Origin of the sequence: Winogradskyella marincola (assembly GCF_029624125.1) — a bacterium.
GTDB classification, from domain to species: domain Bacteria; phylum Bacteroidota; class Bacteroidia; order Flavobacteriales; family Flavobacteriaceae; genus Winogradskyella; species Winogradskyella marincola.
Genome location: NZ_JARSBN010000007.1, coordinates 132,554 through 150,909, shown reverse-complemented (window position 1 = coordinate 150,909; position 18,356 = coordinate 132,554). Strand labels below are relative to the sequence as shown.

The following is an 18,356-nucleotide window of genomic DNA, read 5'->3' as shown; positions in this document are numbered from 1 at the left end:
TTTCAAAGTTTTTTAAAAATTAAGGTTTAAACCAAAAGCAACTTGTCTACTTCTAGGGTATGCTGAGTAATCTACACGAGGTGTAAATGTCGTTTTTCTTCTTGTTGATACTTCAGGATCAAGACCAGAATAATTAGTCCATACAAAAACGTTGTTTGCAGTAACGTATAATCTTAGTTTAGAGATTCCGAAGTCAGACACTGCTGATTCTGGTAACGTATACCCTAAGGTTAATGTATTTAATCTTAAGTAAGAACCATCTTCAACAGCCCAGTCGCTAAATACATATCTCTGCATGTATGGAGACCACATCGTTGTATTAGCATTTAAAGCTTCTAATTGAGAAGGGTCTGTAACAAGTTGACCTGAAGAAGGATCTAGGTTAGTCCATCTAACACCATCAGCAAATTGAGTAGTTAAGTTTCCGAAGTCATTACTTTCTCTTGGGGTGTTTGAGTGAATTTTGTTCGCGTTATACACGTCAAACCCAACACTAAAATTAAAAGCGGCACTAAAATCAAATCCATAAGCTCTAGCACTTAAAGTCATACCTCCTGTAAAATCTGGATTAGCATCACCAATTATAGTATTATCATCATTATCAACAACACCATCTCCGTTGATATCTTTAAGTTTTAAAGCACCAGGTCTAACAAATCCATCTCCAATTACTGCACTGTTATCAACAACTCCATCTCTTAAGGTATATTCACCTGTAGAAGAGTCATAATCAAAATCAGATACTTCATAACGACCATCGCTCTTATAACCGTACATAATACCTAAAGGCGAACCTACTTGTACAAGGTAATCATTTCCAATTTGACTAGAAGCCCACTCAGATGTCCATCCAAAATCTTCTAACTCTCCTAGAGAGTTGATACGGTTGGTGTTTGCACTAATATTAAAAGATAAATCTAATCCGTAGTTTTCTTTGTTTATTGCAGAGTAGTTAATTAAGGCTTCAAAACCAGTGTTCTGAATTTCACCTATGTTTCTAAATTGGTATTCGTAACCAGATCCTGGTGTACGGAATGCTAATAATAAATCTTTAGTTACGTTTTTATAAAGCTCAAAAGATCCACTAATACGTCCATTAAAAAGAGAATAATCTATACCAAGGTTTTGAGTAACTGTTGTTTCCCATTTTAAATCAGGGTTTGCTAATACATTAGAAGCAGCCCAATAATTATCTATACCATTTATGTAAGATGTGTTATAAGATTGGAATGTTTGAATAGTTTGTCCTGTTGGAATGTTATTATTACCAGCCTGACCGTAGCTTAAACGTACTTTTAATGAGTTTAACCAATCTGTATTTTGAAGAAACTCTTCTTCAGATACTTTCCATGCAAAAGCAGCAGAAGGGAAGTAACCCCAACGATTATCTCCTAAGAATTTACTAGAACCATCAATACGATAGGTTGCTGTAAGTAAGTATTTGTTTTTGTAATCGTAATTTGCACGACCAAAGAAAGATAATAGTTTGTCTTCTGGGCTGTAGAAGTTGTTTACAGAAAACGGTGTTCCTTGAGTTGTTAAGTTAACACTTGTATTAAAATCAAATGCTGAAGGAAAACCATGAAGCTCGCTAGTAACTTGATTGTTCTTAGCAATAATCATTTCCTGACCAACTAAAAGTTGTAATCCATGATCATCACCAAGGTGGTTTTTAAAGTCGTAGTTAATAGTATTTGCATTTCTAAAGTCTTCACGCTTTCTATCTCTAATAACTAAACTTGGTAAACCTTGATTTTCTACAGCAGGTCTGTTGCTTGAAAAATAGGTTGATTTACCATAAAAACGATAATCTAAATCATTTCTATTGTTAAGGGTAAGACTTGTCTGAAATTTAAGATTATCAATTACTTCCCACTCAAAACTACCAGATAAGTTAAGGTTTTTTCTAGATTGTCTTCTCTGGTTGTCATCTACAGCAACAAAAGGATTTACTAAGTCGCTAAAGAAAGTTTCTTCAGTGTTAGTAGGGTCAAAGCTAACTAATGGTATAGGTGAGTATCTTATAGAGTGCTTTAGTCTAGAATCTGCAGAAGAAACTTCATTCTGCTCATTAGCACCACCACCATTAATTTCAGTGTCAGAGTAACGCGCATTAAACGTTAAGTTAACTCTGTCGCTAGCCTTACTTTTTAAAGCTAATGATAAGTTATTTCTTTTAAAGTTAGAACCAACCATGATTGCCTTTTCATCATAAAGCGCATAGTTGAAATTGAAATTTATTTTTTCAGAACCACCTCTAATAGATAAATCTCTACTTTCAACTTCACCAGTACGACCATAAATTAGCTCTTGCCAATTATTTCCTTTCATGCCAACGTATTGGTCGTAATCTTGATATAAACCATAGTTTTCTTCATAAATCTGTGGTTCATCATTAAGTAACCAATATTCATATTGCCACTTTACAAAATCTTCAGGGCTTAAAACATCAATCGTGTTAGCTATCTTTTTAACACCATAAAATGTGTTAAAGTTAACAGATATTTTTCCTTCTCTACCACTTTTAGTTGTTATAATAACAACACCATTTGCACCTCTAGAACCGTATATAGCAGTAGAAGATGCGTCTTTTAAAACACTAATGTTAGCAATGTCTGAAGGTGAAATGTCACTTAAGTTATTAATAGGGAAACCATCAACAATTATTAATGGAGAACTATCTTGAGTTATAGATCCTGTACCTCTTACTTTAATTTGAACTTCGGCATCAGGTGATCCTTCAGTAGATAATATTTCTACACCAGCTAAACGACCAGTTAAAGTTTCAGCAACATTAGAGATGTTCTGCTCTTTAAGGTCATTACCACTAACTGTTACAACCGAACCTGTTAAGTCAGATTTTCTGGCAGTACCATAACCAATTACAACAACTTCATCTAAAGCTTCTTGACTTGGTTGTAAAGCCACATTTATTGTAGTCTTGTCGCCTACTTTTATTTCTTGAGTAGCATATCCTAGATAAGAAACAACTAATATAGCATCAGGACCACTAACTGTAAGAGAGTAATTACCATCAAAATCAGTAGATGTTCCATTGGTAGTACCTTTAACTAATACAGAGGCACCAGGAACAGGTCCTCCTATATCATCAGCGGTTACAGTACCTGATATAGTTTTGCTTTGGGCAAACAAACAAGAACCGCTCAAAAGGAATAATACAAATAAGGATGTCGAAATGTTTTTTTTCGAAATAATACGCTTAGTATTTATTTTTTCCCGAAAAAAAAGCAAATGTTCAAATAGAGAGTTAAACATAAGATTTTTGAGTTAGTTTATAAATTAATTAAAATATGTAATCGATTGCACAAATTTATCGTTAATTTTGAAATACACAAATTTTTGTTAATATTTTTTTCGATATGTTAATTTTTTAAGTAAATATTGAGTAATCTATAATTTCAAGCATTTTGCAGTTTATACTCCATTTTATAATTTCAAAGAGTTTGTTCTTTTTTTTGGAATATCAAACTAAATTTTATAGGTTTGGTAATCGATTACATTTTTAATAATTTGATATGATTATAAACAGACTTTTTAGTGAGATTTTAAAAAATAGCAAGTTCTTTTTAAGAATTTCTCAAATATCTCTTTTTGCAATGTTAATGTTGGTTGTTTCTTGTAAAGGGGAAGAGCCTGTAAAAGAAAAAGGCCCTTGGGCTAAGATGCAAGAAGTTGTTGAAAGTGTAAAGGAGCCAACGTTTCCTGACAAAACATTTAATGTTGTAGACTATGGAGCAAAAGCAGACGGTGTTACTAAAAACACGGATGCTTTTAAAAAAGCTATAGAAGCTTGTACAGAAAGTGGAGGAGGAAAAGTTGTTGTGCCACAAGGTAAATATCTTACAGGTGCCATTCATTTAGAAGATAATGTAAATCTTCATTTAGAAGAAGGTGCTGAGATTTTATTCAGCACTGATCCAAAAGATTTTTATCCATTAGTGCCAACGGCATATGAAGGTATTGAGCTAATGAATTATTCGCCACTTTTATATGCATATAAGAAAAAGAATATAGCCATTACAGGAAAAGGAACGTTAAACGGACAAGCTAGTAATGAAAATTGGTGGAACTGGTGCGGAAAAGATGTCTACGGATGGAAAGAAGGAATGCCACACCAGAAAGATAGTTTAAATCTTCCTAGACTTATGGATATGGGTCAAGAAGCTACACCATTAGCAGAGCGTGTCTTTGGAGATGGTCATTATTTAAGACCTACGTTTTTAGAGCCTTACGAATGTGAAAATGTTTTAATAAAAGGTGTTAAAATCATTGATGCACCATTTTGGATTATACACCCATTCAAGTCTAATAATGTTATTGTAGATGGTGTAACGGTGGAAAGTCACGGACCAAACAATGATGGTTGTGACCCAGAGTATTCAAAGAACGTCATCATTAAAAACTGTACATTTAATACAGGTGACGATTGTATCGCGATAAAAGCAGGAAGAGATGCTGAAGGTAGACGTGTAGGTATTAAAACTGAGAACGTTGTGGTGCAAAATTGCAAGATGATTGATGGTCACGGAGGTGTTGTAATTGGTAGTGAGATGTCTGCTGGAGTTTCTAACGTTTATGTAGAAAATTGTGAAATGAATAGCCCAAATCTAGATAGAGCTATCAGATTAAAAACAAACTCAAGACGAGGTGGTGCAATAGATGGTGTGTATGTTCGAAATCTTGAAGTTGGTCAAGTAAAAGAAGCGGTACTAAAGCTGAATATGTTCTATGCAACATACACTAACCAAACTGGCGAGCATATACCAGAAATAAAGAATATTGTATTAGAAAATGTAAAAGTTAAAAACGGAGGTTACTACGGTATTTTAGCCAAAGGTTACGAGCAATCGCCTATAACTAACGTGACTTTAAAAAATGTAAATATTGAAAAAGTAGACGAGGCATTTTCGTTAGAGAATGTGTCTAATTTAAAACTTATAGATACATATATCAATGGCTCGTTAATGCAGAGTCCACCTCAGACTAAAGATTAACAATTGTTATAAGTCAATTCCCTAACAATTGAGATTAATAGCGTTAATTTGAATAAGCCTGACTTGAAAATCAGGCTTATTTTTTAAAAAAACCATACAGTGCAAAAAGCCATAACATACAGCCTTTTTTTCTTGATGTTTTCGTCAAGTGTTTTTGCGTTTCAAAGTGTGAAAAAGGATACTTCATACACCGTTAGTAGTTCCTTCAAAAAGTATAAAAAATACTTTTCTGATATAGAAATACCAAAACCTCAGCATTATGAGAATGTCAACGAAATATACGATGAGGTTTACAAGCAAATTGATGAGCGAAAACTACATTTAGACGCTTTTGTAAATACAGATTCCTTGTTAAAGCCAGCGGTAGTAATGGTTCACGGAGGCGGTTGGAAATCTGGAGACAAATCGCATATGAAACCAATGGCTCAGTTTATTGCTTCAAAAGGCTATGCTTGCTTTGCATTAGAATACAGACTTTCTGATGAAGCCCAATATCCTGAAGGTGTTTACGACATTAAAGAAGCTATTCAGTATATAAAGTCTAATGCAACTCGATTTAGAATAGACACTACCAAAGTCGCGATTCTTGGTACATCATCAGGTGCGCAAATGGCAACATTGGTAGGTGCTACCAATAATAATTCAAATTTTGAAGAAGAAACAGATTACAGTACATCGACTTCAGTTCAGGCTATTGTAAATTTAGACGGAGTTATAGCCTTTGTGCACCCAAAATCTAGCGAAGGTAAGATGGCTGCTTGGTGGTTGGGTGGCACTTCAAAAGAGAAACCAGAAACTTGGAAACAGGCATCTGCATTAACGCATATTGATGAAAACACACCACCAACATTGTTTATTAGTAGTCAATACGAACGCTTTCAGGCAGGACGAGAGGAAATGATTGAAATTATGAATAAACACAACATTTATTCTCAAGTTGAGAATTTTCCAGATAGTCCGCATACCTTTTGGTTGTTCAACCCTTGGTATAAGGATACCGTAAATTACATTACCATATTTTTAGATAACACATTCAAAAAAAAACCATAAATGAAAACTTCAAAATTAATAGCAGCTTTATTGTGTGTAAGTACCATTGTAGCTTGTAAATCCGAAAAGAAGGAAGATACAAAACAAGAGGTTCAGCAAGAGCAAAAGGTAGAAGACGTTCCAAAAACATATGCTGAGATTTCAGTAGCGCAAGGTGGCGAATGGAAAGATGGACCAAGAGGTCATCAAGAATACAGCAACGGTACATCGTTTAAAAACGTAAACCGATTAAAAGTGCCAGCGCAGCACACAGACCATACTTGGTTTATCCGTTACGAAGGTCCAGGTTGGGAGAGCAACAAAGTAGGGTACAGACTTTATTTAGATTGGAGAAATGCTATTGACATTTTTGGCAAAAAGACTGATACAATGGTATTAGGGCAAGTGGGTCAAGATGGTTTTGATTCTTACCACGAGCCACAACCTTGGGGACAAGATATTCTAAAAGTAGGCAAAGGTCTTGGTGTTGGTTCATTAGGGCGTTTGGTAAATGACGAAGTGCTTCATTTTAAAAATGTAGATTCAACGTTTGCATCTGTTGAAAATTCTGCCAATGCATCTTCTGTTGTAGTAGATTATTACGGTTGGAAAACAGGCGAAGACACTATCGATTTGCAATCAACACTTAGCATTCAGCCAGATAAAAGGTATACAAAGCACACTATTCAGCCATCAAAAGCGGTAAATGGTATTGTAACTGGGATTATAGACCACAAGGTATCGTATTTCACAAAAGAAAGTGAAAATAAAAAGTGGGCTTACATAGCAACCTATGGCGAGCAAACATTAGTGCCAGACGACTTAGGTATGGCAGTATTTTATGAAGTAAATACAACCGTTGAAGCTAAAAAGGGCGAGTTTGATTACTTAGTAGAATTCAAACCAACTACCGAACCTGTTTCTTTTTACTTTTTAGCAGCTTGGGAACAAGAAACTGATGGAATTAAAACCGAAAAAGAGTTCTTAGATTACCTTGACGGATTGTTGACAGAATTAAACTCTAACAACACGTTATAATGAAAACTGGTATTAAGTTGCTAGCAGTGGTTGCGTTTTGCTTTGCTTTACAGACCACAACAGCTCAGGAAAAAACATACACAATTGAAGAATGTGTAAACACCTTTTCTGAAGAAAAAACGGTGCCTACAAAAGCTGGTTACCAATATTGGTTTGCCGATAAGGATTTTTTAGACGGAAGAACCATAAAAATGAGTGTTGTTGCACCAGGAAAATCTACACACGCACCTCATAAACACAAGGAAGACGAGTTCTTTTATGTGCTAGAAGGCAAAGCAAAATTTCATTTAGATGGTAAGGAAGTTGTTGTTGAATCAAATACCAGTTTGTACTGCCCATCGTGGAGTATGCACGGCATTAGCAATGCAGGAGATACCGAATTAAAATATTTAGTGATTAAAAAATACGAAAAAGAGTAAAGATGAAAAACATAGCACTCGTAGCAATATTAGCATTAGGTTTTCTTACCAGTTGTAAAGAAGAAAAGAAACAAACAGAAGAAACACCTGTAGCTGAAAAAGAAATCTCTGAAGACCTAAAATGGTCAGAGCGTATGGCGCTTTCTGAAATAAAACGTTTTCCAGATCCTACACTTTTAGATTTCAGAGATAAGCCAAAATGGAGTTACACGCCAGGACTGGTTCTGCAAGGAATGTCTAAGGTTTTTGAGCAGACCAAAAATCAAAAAATTTACGATTATATCTATGATTATCCTAACAGGATGATTGAAAAAGATGGTAAGATAAAGACCTACAAAATGTCTAACTACAATCTAGATATGATAAAAGCTGGAGATGTCATCTACTACGTTTACAACAAAACACAAGAGTCGCGTTTTAAGAAAGTGATGGACACCTTACACAAGCAGTTAGAAGGACAGCCAACAACGTCCGAAGGTGGCTATTGGCACAAAAAAATATATCCATACCAAATGTGGTTAGATGGAGTGTATATGGCAGAACCGTTTCATACAAAATATGCCAAAGCTTATATGAGTGAAGACGAAGCCAATAAGGTTTATGACAAAATTATGTTGCAGTTCGATTTAATTGAGAAGTACAGCAGAGACCCAGAAACAGGTTTGTACTATCACGGTTGGGACGAAAGCAAAGAACAAAAATGGGCTGATAAAGAAACAGGATTGTCACAAAATTTTTGGTCTCGAGGAATGGGTTGGTACGGAATGGCATTGGTAGATGTGTTAGATTATTTGCCACAAGACCACGAAGGTAGAGCGCGACTAATTAAGTATCTCAACCAATACGCGGAAGCCATTGTAAAATACCAAGATGAAAAAACAGGTACTTGGTATCAAGTACTAAATCTTCCAGAAAAAGAAGGTAACTATTTAGAGGCAACAGGTACAAGTATGTTTACCTACACTTTAGCAAAAGGCGTTAACAAAGGCTATTTGCCAAAACAATATTTAGACAATGCCAATAAGGCTTTTAATGGTATTTTAGAAACGTTCATCACTGTTGAAGATAATGGTGTCGTTAACCTAAATAAATGTTGTGGAGTAGCTGGTTTGGGAGGCAATCCATATAGAGATGGCACTTTTGAATATTACATCGGAGAAATTATTAGGTCTAACGACCCAAAAGGTACAGGTCCATTTATGATGGCTGCTTTAGAACTTAACAAGTAAAATTGAAAGATACATCAGTTCTAGTGATTTTGAAACGCTGGAAATTGTATCGAGAACAATAACATTATTATGGCTACCATCAACACAGCACTTTGTTCGTACGGAATGAGCGGACATTTATTTCACGCACCATTTATTGAAGCGCATCCAGATTTTAATCTTTATGCAGTTTTTGAACGAACAAAAAACTTAGCTGAAAAAAAATATCCCAATATCAAGACGTTTCGTGCTTTAGATGATATTCTAAAAGATGAAACTATTGATTTAGTAGTGGTTAATACACCAAACATTACACACTACGATTACACCAAAAAAGCCCTTGAAGCTGGTAAACACGTCATTGTAGAAAAACCCTTTACAGTAACCACAAAAGAGGCTGAAGAATTGATAGCCATAGCTGAAAAGCAAAACCTAAAACTTTCAGTCTATCACAACAGACGTTGGGATAGCGACTTTAAAACTGTAAAGAAAGTTGTGCAACAAGGAGTGTTGGGAGATATTGTTGAAGCTGAATTTCATTACGATAGATTCGACCCAGAACTGAGTTATAAAAACCACAAAGAAACACCAACCGAAGGTGTTGGTAGTTTGTACGATTTGGGTTCGCATCTCATTGACCAAGCATTGCAACTGTTTGGTATGCCAAACGGTGTTTTTGCAACTTTAGATACATTCAGAAAAGATTCTAAAGTAGGAGATTATTTTGATGTGAAACTTTACTATGATTCGCATTTTGTAACTCTAAAATCCAGTTATTTTGTAAGAGAACCATTGCCAGCCTATAGCATTCACGGCACAAAAGGTTCGTTTATAAAATCTAAAGCTGATATTCAGGAAACCGAACTTCAAAAAGAAATAAAACCCAATACAGCAAATTGGGGAATTGAACCTGAATCCGAAAGAGGATTGCTTCACACAGTTGAAAATAATACCTCAAAAAAAGAACTCGTTGTAACTGAACAAGGCGATTATATGGCCTATTACAATGGAGTTGCTGAAGCCATAAAAAACAATAAATCATTACCTGTTACAGCAGAAGAAGCCACGCAAGTCATTACAATTATTGAAGCCGCTTTTTTAAGTAACACAGAAAAGAAAGTCATTACCCTATGAAAAATATAAGTTTAATAGCCACATTTTTTATCGTCTTCAATTGTATGGCGCAAGACAAGTTTGTGTCCGAAGTTTGGGTGTCAGATAATGGAGATGATACATACACCAATCCAGTTTTACATTCCGATTTTTCAGACCCAGATGTCGTTAGAGTTGGCGAAGATTATTATATGACGGCTTCGTCATTTACCTGTTCGCCTGGTTTGCCGATTTTACATTCCAAGGATTTGGTAAATTGGGAGTTGGTAAACTACGCTTTACAAAAGCAAGTACCATTAGAGGTTTTTGACAAACCACAACACGGAAAAGGTGTTTGGGCACCTTGTATTCGTTTTCATAAGGGCGAATATTACATTTATTATCCAGACCCAGATTTTGGTATTTATATGATTAAAACCAAAGACCCAAAAGGTGCTTGGTCAGAGCCTGTTTTGGTTAAAGGAGGCAAAGGATTGATAGACCCAACACCACTTTGGGACGATGACGGAAAAGTGTATTTAGCTTATGCTTTTGCAGGAAGTCGTGCAGGTATAAAGAGTTTATTAGTTGTGTGCAGTATGAATGCTGAAGGCACCAAAACTAATGATGATGAGGTTATCATTATCGATGGTCATAAAGAAGAATCTACTATTGAAGGTCCTAAGTTTTACAAACGAAATGGCTACTACTACATTTTTGCACCTGCAGGTGGAGTACCAACAGGTTGGCAAACTATTTTAAGGTCAAAGTCTGTGTTTGGGCCTTACGAAAAAAAGAAGGTATTGCATCAAGGTAATACTGAAATCAATGGACCACATCAAGGAGCTTGGGTAGATACTGTTACTGGCGAAGATTGGTTTCTTCATTTTCAGGATAAAGATATGTATGGTCGTATAGTTCATATGCAGCCAATGTCTTGGGAAAACGATTGGCCAGTTATGGGAGTAGACCAAAACAATGATGGTATTGGTGAACCTGTAACCACATATAAAAAGCCAAATGTTGGAAAAACCTATCCTATAGTAACACCATCAGATTCTGATGAGTTTAATGAACCCAAAAGAGGTTTACAGTGGCAATGGCACGCTAATCCACAAGTGTATTATGGTTTCCCAACACCAATGGGACATTATACAATGTATTGCAGACCACGACCAGAAGGTTCTGGTAATCTGCACGACGTTCCAAATTTGTTATTGCAAAAATTTCCTGCAGAATCGTTTACAGCAACTACCAAATTAACGTTTAATGCCAGACACGATAACGAGCAAGTTGGCTTTTTAATTATGGGATTGAGCTATAGTTATATTAAATTCTCACAAGAAGATGGACAGTTCTATGTGTCGCAGGTAACGTGTAAAGACGCACACAAAGAAGGCAAAGAAAATGAAAGTGAAAAAATAAAAGTAGATAGCAATACAATTTATCTTCAAATTAAAGTCGATAAAGGCGGAGAATGCCATTTTTATTACAGTACAAATAACAAAAGATTTAAGCCAGTAGGAGACACATTCAAAGCAAGAGAAGGCAGATGGATAGGTGCAAAAATAGGTTACTTGGCATTAAGAGAAGGTAATATTAATGATGCAGGAAGTTTAGATATTGACTGGATTCGATTTAAAAAATAATGAAAAGAACAAAGTCAATACAACCGTTATTCGTGTTCGCTTTCTTTGCAATGTTCTTGTTTCAAAATTGTACAAGAGACAAAGCGAATGCATTTCCTTTTAGTGTAAATATCGATATCTTCGATACGCTTCAACCAAAAGATTTAGGTTTAAAACTTCCAAAAGGTATTGAAACACATACCATTTTTAAACCCACAGATAGTACAGATCATTTTAGTAATGGAGCTGTAATGACTGCTTTCAAAGGCGAGTTGTACTGTCAGTGGCAAAGTTCGTCTAAAGATGAAGATTCTGATGACACTTGGGTGGCCTATAGTAAAAGTACAGATGGTGTACATTGGAGCAAGCCAATGGTTTTGGCAGCATCCTTAGAAGAGGGTTATTGTACTTCTGGTGGTTGGTGGACGTACAAAGATTCACTGATTGCTTTCGTTAATGTTTGGCCGTCAAAAGTGTCGCCAAAAGGTGGTTTTACCCATTACAAAACAAGTGCAGATGGATTAAGTTGGTCTAAAGAAAAACCAGTTTTAATGGCAGATAATACAGCTATGAATGCCGTATTTGAGCAAGACCCACATCAGCTTGCTAATGGTCGTATCATCAATGCTGCACATTTTCAACCAGGATTACAAGTGTCGCCAATATACACAGACGACCCAAAAGGTGTTAGAGGTTGGATGAGAGCTCACTTTAGAAATAATTCAGAAAAAAATAATGTCTCTCAAGAAATTGAGCCAAGTAGTTTCAGAAAAAAAGATAATACTTTGGTAATGGTGTTTAGAGACCAATTTAGTTCGTTTCAGACCTTAGCTTCAATTAGTGAAGATAACGGCAAAAGCTGGACGACACCAGTTGAGACCACAATGCCAGACTCTAGGTCTAAACAAAGTGCAGGGAATCTTCCTGATGGTTCCGCTTATATCATCAACAATCCTGTGCAATCCAAAACGAGAATGCCTTTGGCTGTAACGCTTAGTAATGATGGTAATCTGTTTACCAATGCGTATGTGCTTCGCAAAGGAGGAGATGCTATACAGCCATTGCAATACCAAGGCAAGTACAAACGATTGGGTTATCATTACCCTAAGTCGTTTATCTTCAACGATAATTTATATGTGTCTTACACTACCAATAAGGAAGATGTAGAGTACACCAAAGTTCCGTTGAGTAGCCTAAAAACCACTAATCCTTAAAATGATTAATTATGAAATTCAACCCTAACTATAAATTCATACTAGTCGTAATCGGACTATGTTTCTTCACAGGAATTTCAGCTCAGGTTCACGATAAATCTTGGCGAAATATTATTCACACCAAAGACGCTGTCTGGTTTCAATCTGATGAAGCCAAGCAAATTGCAGAAAACGTGTTGTTGTACCAACGCAATATTGGTGGTTGGCCAAAAAATGTACAAATGCATTTGCCGTTGTCTCAAGCAGAAAAAGAAGAATTAATGAAGCAAAAGCAAACCAATGAAGAGACCACAACAGATAATGGAGCAACCATACAAGAAATGCTGTTTCTCTCAAAAATATATGCTCAAACCAAAGATGAAAGATATAAAAACGCCTTTTTAAAAGGTTTGGATTATATACTGGAAGCACAATACGATAATGGAGGTTGGCCACAATTTTACCCATTAAAAAAAGGCTATTACTCGCATATTACCTACAATGACAATTCGATGGTAAACATTATGAATATGCTTCATCATTTTAAAAAGAATACCGATTACTATTCTATAAAATTGCCAAAAGCACAATTAGAGCGAGTTAATGATGCTTTTAGAATTGGTGTAGATTGCATATTGAAAACCCAATACAAACAAAACGGAGTTTTAACAGCGTGGTGTGCGCAACACGATGCAGAGACGTTAGAACCAGCAAAGGCGAGAGCTTATGAGTTACCATCTTTGAGTGGTGCAGAATCGGCTCATATCGTTATGTTGTTAATGTCTATAGAAAATCCGTCAAAAGAAATCATCAACGCTGTAAATAGTGCAGTAGCTTGGTTCGAAAAAGTGAAGATTACAGGTTTGAGGAAAGATAGAGTATACAATGATGTAGGGAAGATTATTGACAAACGAATGATTCCAGATGAAAACGCACCTGCAATTTGGGCACGTTTTATGGAACTTGAAGACAATACGCCTTTCTTTTGTGATAGAGATGGTGTTAAAAAAGCCACTTTAGCAGAAATCGGAGATGAAAGAAGAAATGGCTATGCTTGGTATAGAAATGACCCTCAAATGGTGCTAGATGCCTATCTAGACTGGAAAAAGAAATACGATTTATTTCAGAAGAATTCGCCATCAAATCCATTCAAAATTGTGGTAGCACAAGATGGTAGTGGAGATTACACCTCTATTGTTGAAGCTATAAAAAACACCAAGGCTTTTCCGTATGATAGAATCACTATTTTTATTAAGAATGGAGTCTACAAAGAGAAAGTAAAAATCCACGAGTGGAACCAAAATTTAGCATTGGTTGGCGAGAGTAAAGAGAATACCATTATAACTTACGACGATTATTTTAATAAAGTAGGATTGGGTAGAAACAGTACATTTTACACCTACACATTATTGGTTGAAGCTAATAATGTCATTTTAAAAAATCTCACGATTGAAAATTCTTCAGGCGAAGTTGGACAAGCCGTTGCATTATCTGTGTTTTCAGATGAGGTAGCTGTTGTTAATTGTAATTTATTAGGCAATCAAGATACTTTGTATGCTTCAGGAAAAGGAAAGCAATATTACAAAAACTGTTATATTGAAGGTACAACCGATTTTATCTTTGGAAGTGCAACAGCCTTTTTTGAAAATTGCGAAATCTATAGTAAAAAGAACTCTTACATCACAGCAGCATCAACACCAAAAGATTCATTGTTTGGTTATGTGTTTAAAGATTGTAAAATCACTGCAGATAAAGACGTGGACAAAGTGTATTTAGGAAGACCTTGGCGAGTATACGCGCAAACCGTTTTTATGAATTGCGAATTAGGAAAGCACATCTTGCCAATAGGTTGGCACAATTGGTCTAAACCAGAAGCTGAAAAAACTGCGTTTTATGCAGAATATGAAAACAAAGGCGAAGGTTATAAACCATCAGAACGCGTAGAATGGTCGCACCAATTAACTAAACGCGAAGCAAAAAAGTACACCTTAAAAAATGTACTGGGTAAATACAAAGAAACCTCAAAAAAAGAATGGTATGAGTCATTATAGAATAATCTTAGTTTTAGTAATTATATTATTTCAATCGTGTAATAATACGACTGAAACTAAAAAAGAAGAGCCAGCAAAGACCGTTGAAAACGTTTCGATTTATACCATTGGAGATTCAACGATGTCAGATAAGGTAAATCCAGATGAAAACCCAGAGCGTGGATGGTGCCAATTATTACCAACACTTCTCAACGATAAAGCAACGGTAAAAAATCACGCTGTAAATGGTAGAAGTACCAGAAGTTTCATCACTGAAGGTCGATGGGATTCGGTGCAAAAGCAACTTAAAAAAGGCGATTATGTCTTCATTCAATTTGGGCATAACGACCAAAAAATAACCAATCCGCAACGTTTTACCAATCCGCATACAGCATACAGACACAATTTGATAAAGTTTGTAGAGGAAGCAAGAGCAAAAGAAGCTATTCCTGTACTTTTTTCGTCGATAGTAAGACGAAATTTTAATGCAGATTCCACATTGGTAGACACTCACGGAGTATATCCTTTAGAAACCCGATTGGTAGCTCAAGAGTACGATGTTCCGTTTGTAGATTTGCAATACCTTACTGAAACACTAGAGGAATCTTATGGAGTTGAAGGTTCTAAGAAACTGCATTTGCACTTTGCGCCAGGCGAAATTGCATATTTTCCAGAAGGAAAAGAAGACAATACTCATTTGTCAGTTTTAGGAGCAACCGAAGTCGCAACATTGGCTGTTGCAGAGTTGGTTGAAAAGATTGAGTCGTTTAATGTTTACGTGAAAAAAGACTAAAATGAAGAACGTGTGGTTAAGTATTTTGGGTGTTTTCTTTTTTATGACGTGCTATGCGCAAGAGCGCGAAGTAATTAAACTTTGGCAAGATTCCATTCCTAATGCTATTGAAAATCCGGATTATAAAGAGATTCAAACCCAAAAAGATTCTGCATTATGGAGTGTTGAAAAAGTTAAAGAACCAACATTAACCATTTTTGCACCAGAACAACCAAACGGAACAGCTGTAGTTATTTGTCCTGGTGGAGGTTATCATCATTTGGCCATAAACAAAGAAGGTTTTAAAATTGCTGAATGGTTAAATACGCGTGGAATCACAGCCTTTGTATTAAAATACAGAATGCCTAATGATAGTATATCGACAAATAAAACCATTGCGCCACTTCAAGATGCACAACGTGCTATGCGCTATGTGAGGCAAAATGCCAAACACTGGAATTTAGATGAAAATAAAATCGGAGTTCTTGGGTTTTCGGCAGGTGGACATTTAGCGTCAACACTATCAACGCATTATAATGATGCTGTTTACGAATCGGAATATGAAGTCAGTGCAAGACCAGATTTTTCAATATTGGTGTATCCTGTAATTTCGATGAAAGATGGTGTAACACATCAAGGTTCTAAAACAAATTTGTTGGGCGAAACACCATCAAAAAAAACTGTGGAATTCTATTCTAATGAAACTCAAATCACTTCAGAAACACCAAAAACCATTTTAATTCACGCTACAGATGACAAGTCAGTTCCTGTAGAAAATAGTCTTCAATATTATTTAGCCTTAAAAGAAAACAAAGTGCCAGCCGAGCTTCATATTTATGAAAAAGGCGGACACGGTTTTGGTTTAGGACGCGGTTTTACAAGTGATGATTGGCCAAAAGCTTGCGAGACTTGGTTGGATAAAAATGATTTGTAAACGTTATTTGTTTTAAATAATTCCACTTTTTGAAATCCCAAGACTAAGGCCTCTAAGTTCAGCAAGACCTTTTAAGCGACCAATAGCAGTATAACCAGCATACGAATTGTTATGCTTCAAATCATCAAGCATTTGGTGGCCGTGGTCTGGTCGCATAGGTAGCGAAATGTTGCGTTCTTTTTCAATCTTTAAAACTGCTTTTACAATCTCGAACATATCTGAAGAGCCTTCAAGATGATGGTCTTCGTAAAAACTACCGTCGTCTTCTCGTTTCACGTTTCTAAGATGAAGAAAATGAATTCTATTTTTGAATTTTTCAATCATCTTTGACAAGTCGTTTTTCTTGTTTGCACCCAAAGAACCTGTACAAAACGTAATGCCGTTTGAAGGGCTATCGATAAAACCAACCAAATCATCCAAATCGCGTTCTGAAGTGATGATACGAGGTAATCCCATAATATCAAATGGAGGATCGTCCGGATGAATCGCCATCTTCACACCTAATTCTTCCGCAAGCGGAATAATTTCATTCAAAAAATAGGACAAATTAGATTTTAAATCGGAATGCGATAGGTCTTTATACTGCGCTATCATCTTCTTGAATGTCGGAATATCAAGGTCGTCAACTGTGCCAGGCAAACCTTTTAAAATACCATCTTTTAAACGTTGTATTTCGGTTTTAGACATAGCTTCATAGCGCTGTTTGGCCTTAGCTAAAATAGCTTCGTCGTAATCCTTTTCAACATCATTGCGTTGCATTATATAGGTTTCAAAAACAGCCATTTCAATCTTATCGAATCGTAATGCTGTGCTGCCATCTTCGAGTTCCCAAAAAAGATGTGTACGCGTCCAATCTAAAACAGGCATAAAGTTGTAGCACACATTTTTTACACCACATTTAGCGACATTAATAAGGCTTTGTTTGTAGTTTTCTATGCGTTTTGCATAATCGCCTTGATGCAGTTTTATGTTTTCGTGAATAGGAATACTTTCAATAAATGACCATTCTAATCCTGCATTGAGAATTTCATTTTTTGTGGTTTCAATGTCTTCAATAGGCCAAATTTCGCCATTTGGAATATGATGCAATGCAGTAACTACACCTGTTGCACCAGACTGTCTTATATCCGAAAGGGTTACAGCATCAGATTTGCCAAACCATCTAAAAGTTTCTGTCATTTCTTAATGTTTAAACACCACTAAAAGCACCAAAACCACCATCAACGTGGATGACGGTTCCTGTCATAAATTTTGAAGCATTACTTGCGAGAAGTTGTACTGCACCATTGAGTTCATCAGAATTTCCAAAACGCTTCATAGGTGTGTTTTTAATAATGGTTTCGCCACGTTCGGTTAAAGAGCCATCCTCATTGGTTAATAATTTTCGGTTTTGGTCTGCTAGGAAAAATCCAGGCGCAATGGCATTGACTCTAATCTTATCGCCAAATTTGTGAGCCATATCTACAGCCATCCAACGTGTAAAGTTTTCCATAGCAGCCTTTGAAGCCGAATAACCAACAACACGTGTTAATGCTTGTGCCACAGCAACCGAAGAAACGTTAATGATAGAACCACCATTTTGTTCGGTCATTTGTTTTCCAAAAACCAATGACGGAATCACAGTTCCCATTAAATTTAAATCTGTTACTTTCTGAAAGTCATCCAGCGAGATATCAAATAACGACTGAGAAGGCGACAAAGTTGCGCCTGGCATATTACCACCAGCTGCGTTGATGAGGACATCAATTGTTTGCCACTTTTCTATAAGTTGAGTTTTAACGTTTTCTAGATTTGCTTTGTCTAGTACATCTGCTTTGATGCCTATAGCGTTTGTTGCAGAAAGCTGCGCTGCAAAATTTTTGGCTTTGTCTTCATTTCTGCCAAGGATAGCCACTTTAGCACCAGACGCAACTAGATGCTTAGCTATACCAGAGCCTAATACTCCGTAACCACCTGTGATGATGATGACTTTATCTTTTATATCGAGGATGTTCATTG

14 protein-coding genes are annotated in these 18,356 nt (G+C 36.1%); 11 read left to right on the top strand and 3 right to left on the bottom strand.

Annotated elements, in window-relative coordinates; genetic code table 11:
• Nucleotides 1-12: 12 nt before the first annotated feature.
• On the bottom strand, nt 13-3,153 hold the full coding sequence (locus tag P7122_RS13030; RefSeq protein WP_278006244.1) for a SusC/RagA family TonB-linked outer membrane protein: 3,141 nt from the start codon (nt 3,151-3,153) through the stop codon (nt 13-15).
• A 383-nt stretch (nt 3,154-3,536) separates the two neighbouring features.
• On the opposite strand from P7122_RS13030, the gene P7122_RS13025 reads away from it, so the two are divergent.
• The 11 genes from P7122_RS13025 to P7122_RS12975 all read left to right on the top strand — a co-directional run bounded on the left by P7122_RS13025 (nt 3,537) and on the right by P7122_RS12975 (nt 16,358).
• Nucleotides 3,537-5,015, top strand: coding sequence for a glycoside hydrolase family 28 protein (locus P7122_RS13025; protein ID WP_437130094.1), 1,479 nt, complete (start codon nt 3,537-3,539; stop codon nt 5,013-5,015).
• A gap of 168 nt (nt 5,016-5,183) precedes the next feature.
• Nucleotides 5,184-6,065, top strand: a complete 882-nt coding sequence (locus tag P7122_RS13020) for an alpha/beta hydrolase (protein WP_278006243.1) — start codon at nt 5,184-5,186, stop codon at nt 6,063-6,065.
• A complete protein-coding gene (locus P7122_RS13015) occupies nt 6,066-7,082 on the top strand; it encodes a DUF4861 family protein (RefSeq protein WP_278006242.1) in 1,017 nt (338 codons plus the stop codon).
• Nucleotides 7,082-7,501: a cupin domain-containing protein gene (locus tag P7122_RS13010; RefSeq protein ID WP_278006241.1), complete on the top strand. Its 420-nt coding sequence runs from the start codon at nt 7,082-7,084 to the stop codon at nt 7,499-7,501. Before P7122_RS13015 ends, P7122_RS13010 begins: the two co-directional genes overlap by 1 nt.
• A 2-nt stretch (nt 7,502-7,503) precedes the next feature.
• Nucleotides 7,504-8,730 (top strand): glycoside hydrolase family 88/105 protein, encoded by a 1,227-nt coding sequence (locus P7122_RS13005; RefSeq protein ID WP_278006240.1) that lies wholly within the window; start codon nt 7,504-7,506, stop codon nt 8,728-8,730.
• Nucleotides 8,731-8,799: 69 nt separating this feature from the next.
• Nucleotides 8,800-9,843, top strand: coding sequence for a Gfo/Idh/MocA family oxidoreductase (locus tag P7122_RS13000; protein ID WP_278006239.1), 1,044 nt, complete (start codon nt 8,800-8,802; stop codon nt 9,841-9,843).
• Nucleotides 9,840-11,450, top strand: coding sequence for a glycoside hydrolase family 43 protein (locus tag P7122_RS12995; protein WP_278006238.1), 1,611 nt, complete (start codon nt 9,840-9,842; stop codon nt 11,448-11,450). The genes P7122_RS13000 and P7122_RS12995 overlap by 4 nt, the downstream gene beginning before the upstream one ends.
• Entirely contained in the window at nt 11,450-12,643 is a 1,194-nt protein-coding gene (locus P7122_RS12990) for an exo-alpha-sialidase (protein ID WP_278006237.1), read from the top strand. Before P7122_RS12995 ends, P7122_RS12990 begins: the two co-directional genes overlap by 1 nt.
• An 11-nt stretch (nt 12,644-12,654) precedes the next feature.
• Nucleotides 12,655-14,673 carry a pectate lyase gene (gene pelA, locus P7122_RS12985; protein WP_278006236.1) on the top strand — a complete coding sequence of 673 codons (2,019 nt, stop codon included), beginning with the start codon at nt 12,655-12,657 and terminating at the stop codon, nt 14,671-14,673.
• Complete coding sequence (locus P7122_RS12980; protein WP_278006235.1) at nt 14,660-15,445, top strand: rhamnogalacturonan acetylesterase; 786 nt, start codon at nt 14,660-14,662, stop codon at nt 15,443-15,445. Before pelA ends, P7122_RS12980 begins: the two co-directional genes overlap by 14 nt.
• Before the next feature lies 1 nt (nt 15,446).
• The gene (locus tag P7122_RS12975; RefSeq protein WP_278006234.1) at nt 15,447-16,358 is read left to right on the top strand and encodes an alpha/beta hydrolase; all 912 of its coding nucleotides are present in this window, start codon (nt 15,447-15,449) and stop codon (nt 16,356-16,358) included.
• Nucleotides 16,359-16,370: 12 nt separating this feature from the next.
• Here the strand turns inward: P7122_RS12975 and uxuA are convergent, their stop codons facing one another.
• Both uxuA and P7122_RS12965 read right to left on the bottom strand, forming a co-directional pair.
• On the bottom strand, nt 16,371-17,537 hold the full coding sequence (uxuA, locus tag P7122_RS12970) for a mannonate dehydratase (protein ID WP_278006233.1): 1,167 nt from the start codon (nt 17,535-17,537) through the stop codon (nt 16,371-16,373).
• A gap of 10 nt (nt 17,538-17,547) precedes the next feature.
• On the bottom strand, nt 17,548-18,354 hold the full coding sequence (locus P7122_RS12965) for an SDR family oxidoreductase (RefSeq protein WP_278006232.1): 807 nt from the start codon (nt 18,352-18,354) through the stop codon (nt 17,548-17,550).
• Nucleotides 18,355-18,356 lie beyond the last annotated feature (2 nt).

What these genes read in the sequence shown, in the direction of transcription:
- P7122_RS13025 (WP_437130094.1), top strand. Translation starts at nt 3,537, where the DNA reads ATGATTATAAACAGACTTTTTAGTGAGATTTTAAAAAATAGCAAGTTC.
- P7122_RS13015 (WP_278006242.1), top strand. Translation starts at nt 6,066, where the DNA reads ATGAAAACTTCAAAATTAATAGCAGCTTTATTGTGTGTAAGTACCATT.
- P7122_RS13010 (WP_278006241.1), top strand. Translation starts at nt 7,082, where the DNA reads ATGAAAACTGGTATTAAGTTGCTAGCAGTGGTTGCGTTTTGCTTTGCT.
- P7122_RS13005 (WP_278006240.1), top strand. Translation starts at nt 7,504, where the DNA reads ATGAAAAACATAGCACTCGTAGCAATATTAGCATTAGGTTTTCTTACC.
- P7122_RS13000 (WP_278006239.1), top strand. Translation starts at nt 8,800, where the DNA reads ATGGCTACCATCAACACAGCACTTTGTTCGTACGGAATGAGCGGACAT.
- P7122_RS12995 (WP_278006238.1), top strand. Translation starts at nt 9,840, where the DNA reads ATGAAAAATATAAGTTTAATAGCCACATTTTTTATCGTCTTCAATTGT.
- P7122_RS12990 (WP_278006237.1), top strand. Translation starts at nt 11,450, where the DNA reads ATGAAAAGAACAAAGTCAATACAACCGTTATTCGTGTTCGCTTTCTTT.
- pelA (WP_278006236.1), top strand. Translation starts at nt 12,655, where the DNA reads ATGAAATTCAACCCTAACTATAAATTCATACTAGTCGTAATCGGACTA.
- P7122_RS12980 (WP_278006235.1), top strand. Translation starts at nt 14,660, where the DNA reads ATGAGTCATTATAGAATAATCTTAGTTTTAGTAATTATATTATTTCAA.
- P7122_RS12975 (WP_278006234.1), top strand. Translation starts at nt 15,447, where the DNA reads ATGAAGAACGTGTGGTTAAGTATTTTGGGTGTTTTCTTTTTTATGACG.
- uxuA (WP_278006233.1), bottom strand. Translation starts at nt 17,537, where the DNA reads ATGACAGAAACTTTTAGATGGTTTGGCAAATCTGATGCTGTAACCCTT.
- P7122_RS12965 (WP_278006232.1), bottom strand. Translation starts at nt 18,354, where the DNA reads ATGAACATCCTCGATATAAAAGATAAAGTCATCATCATCACAGGTGGT.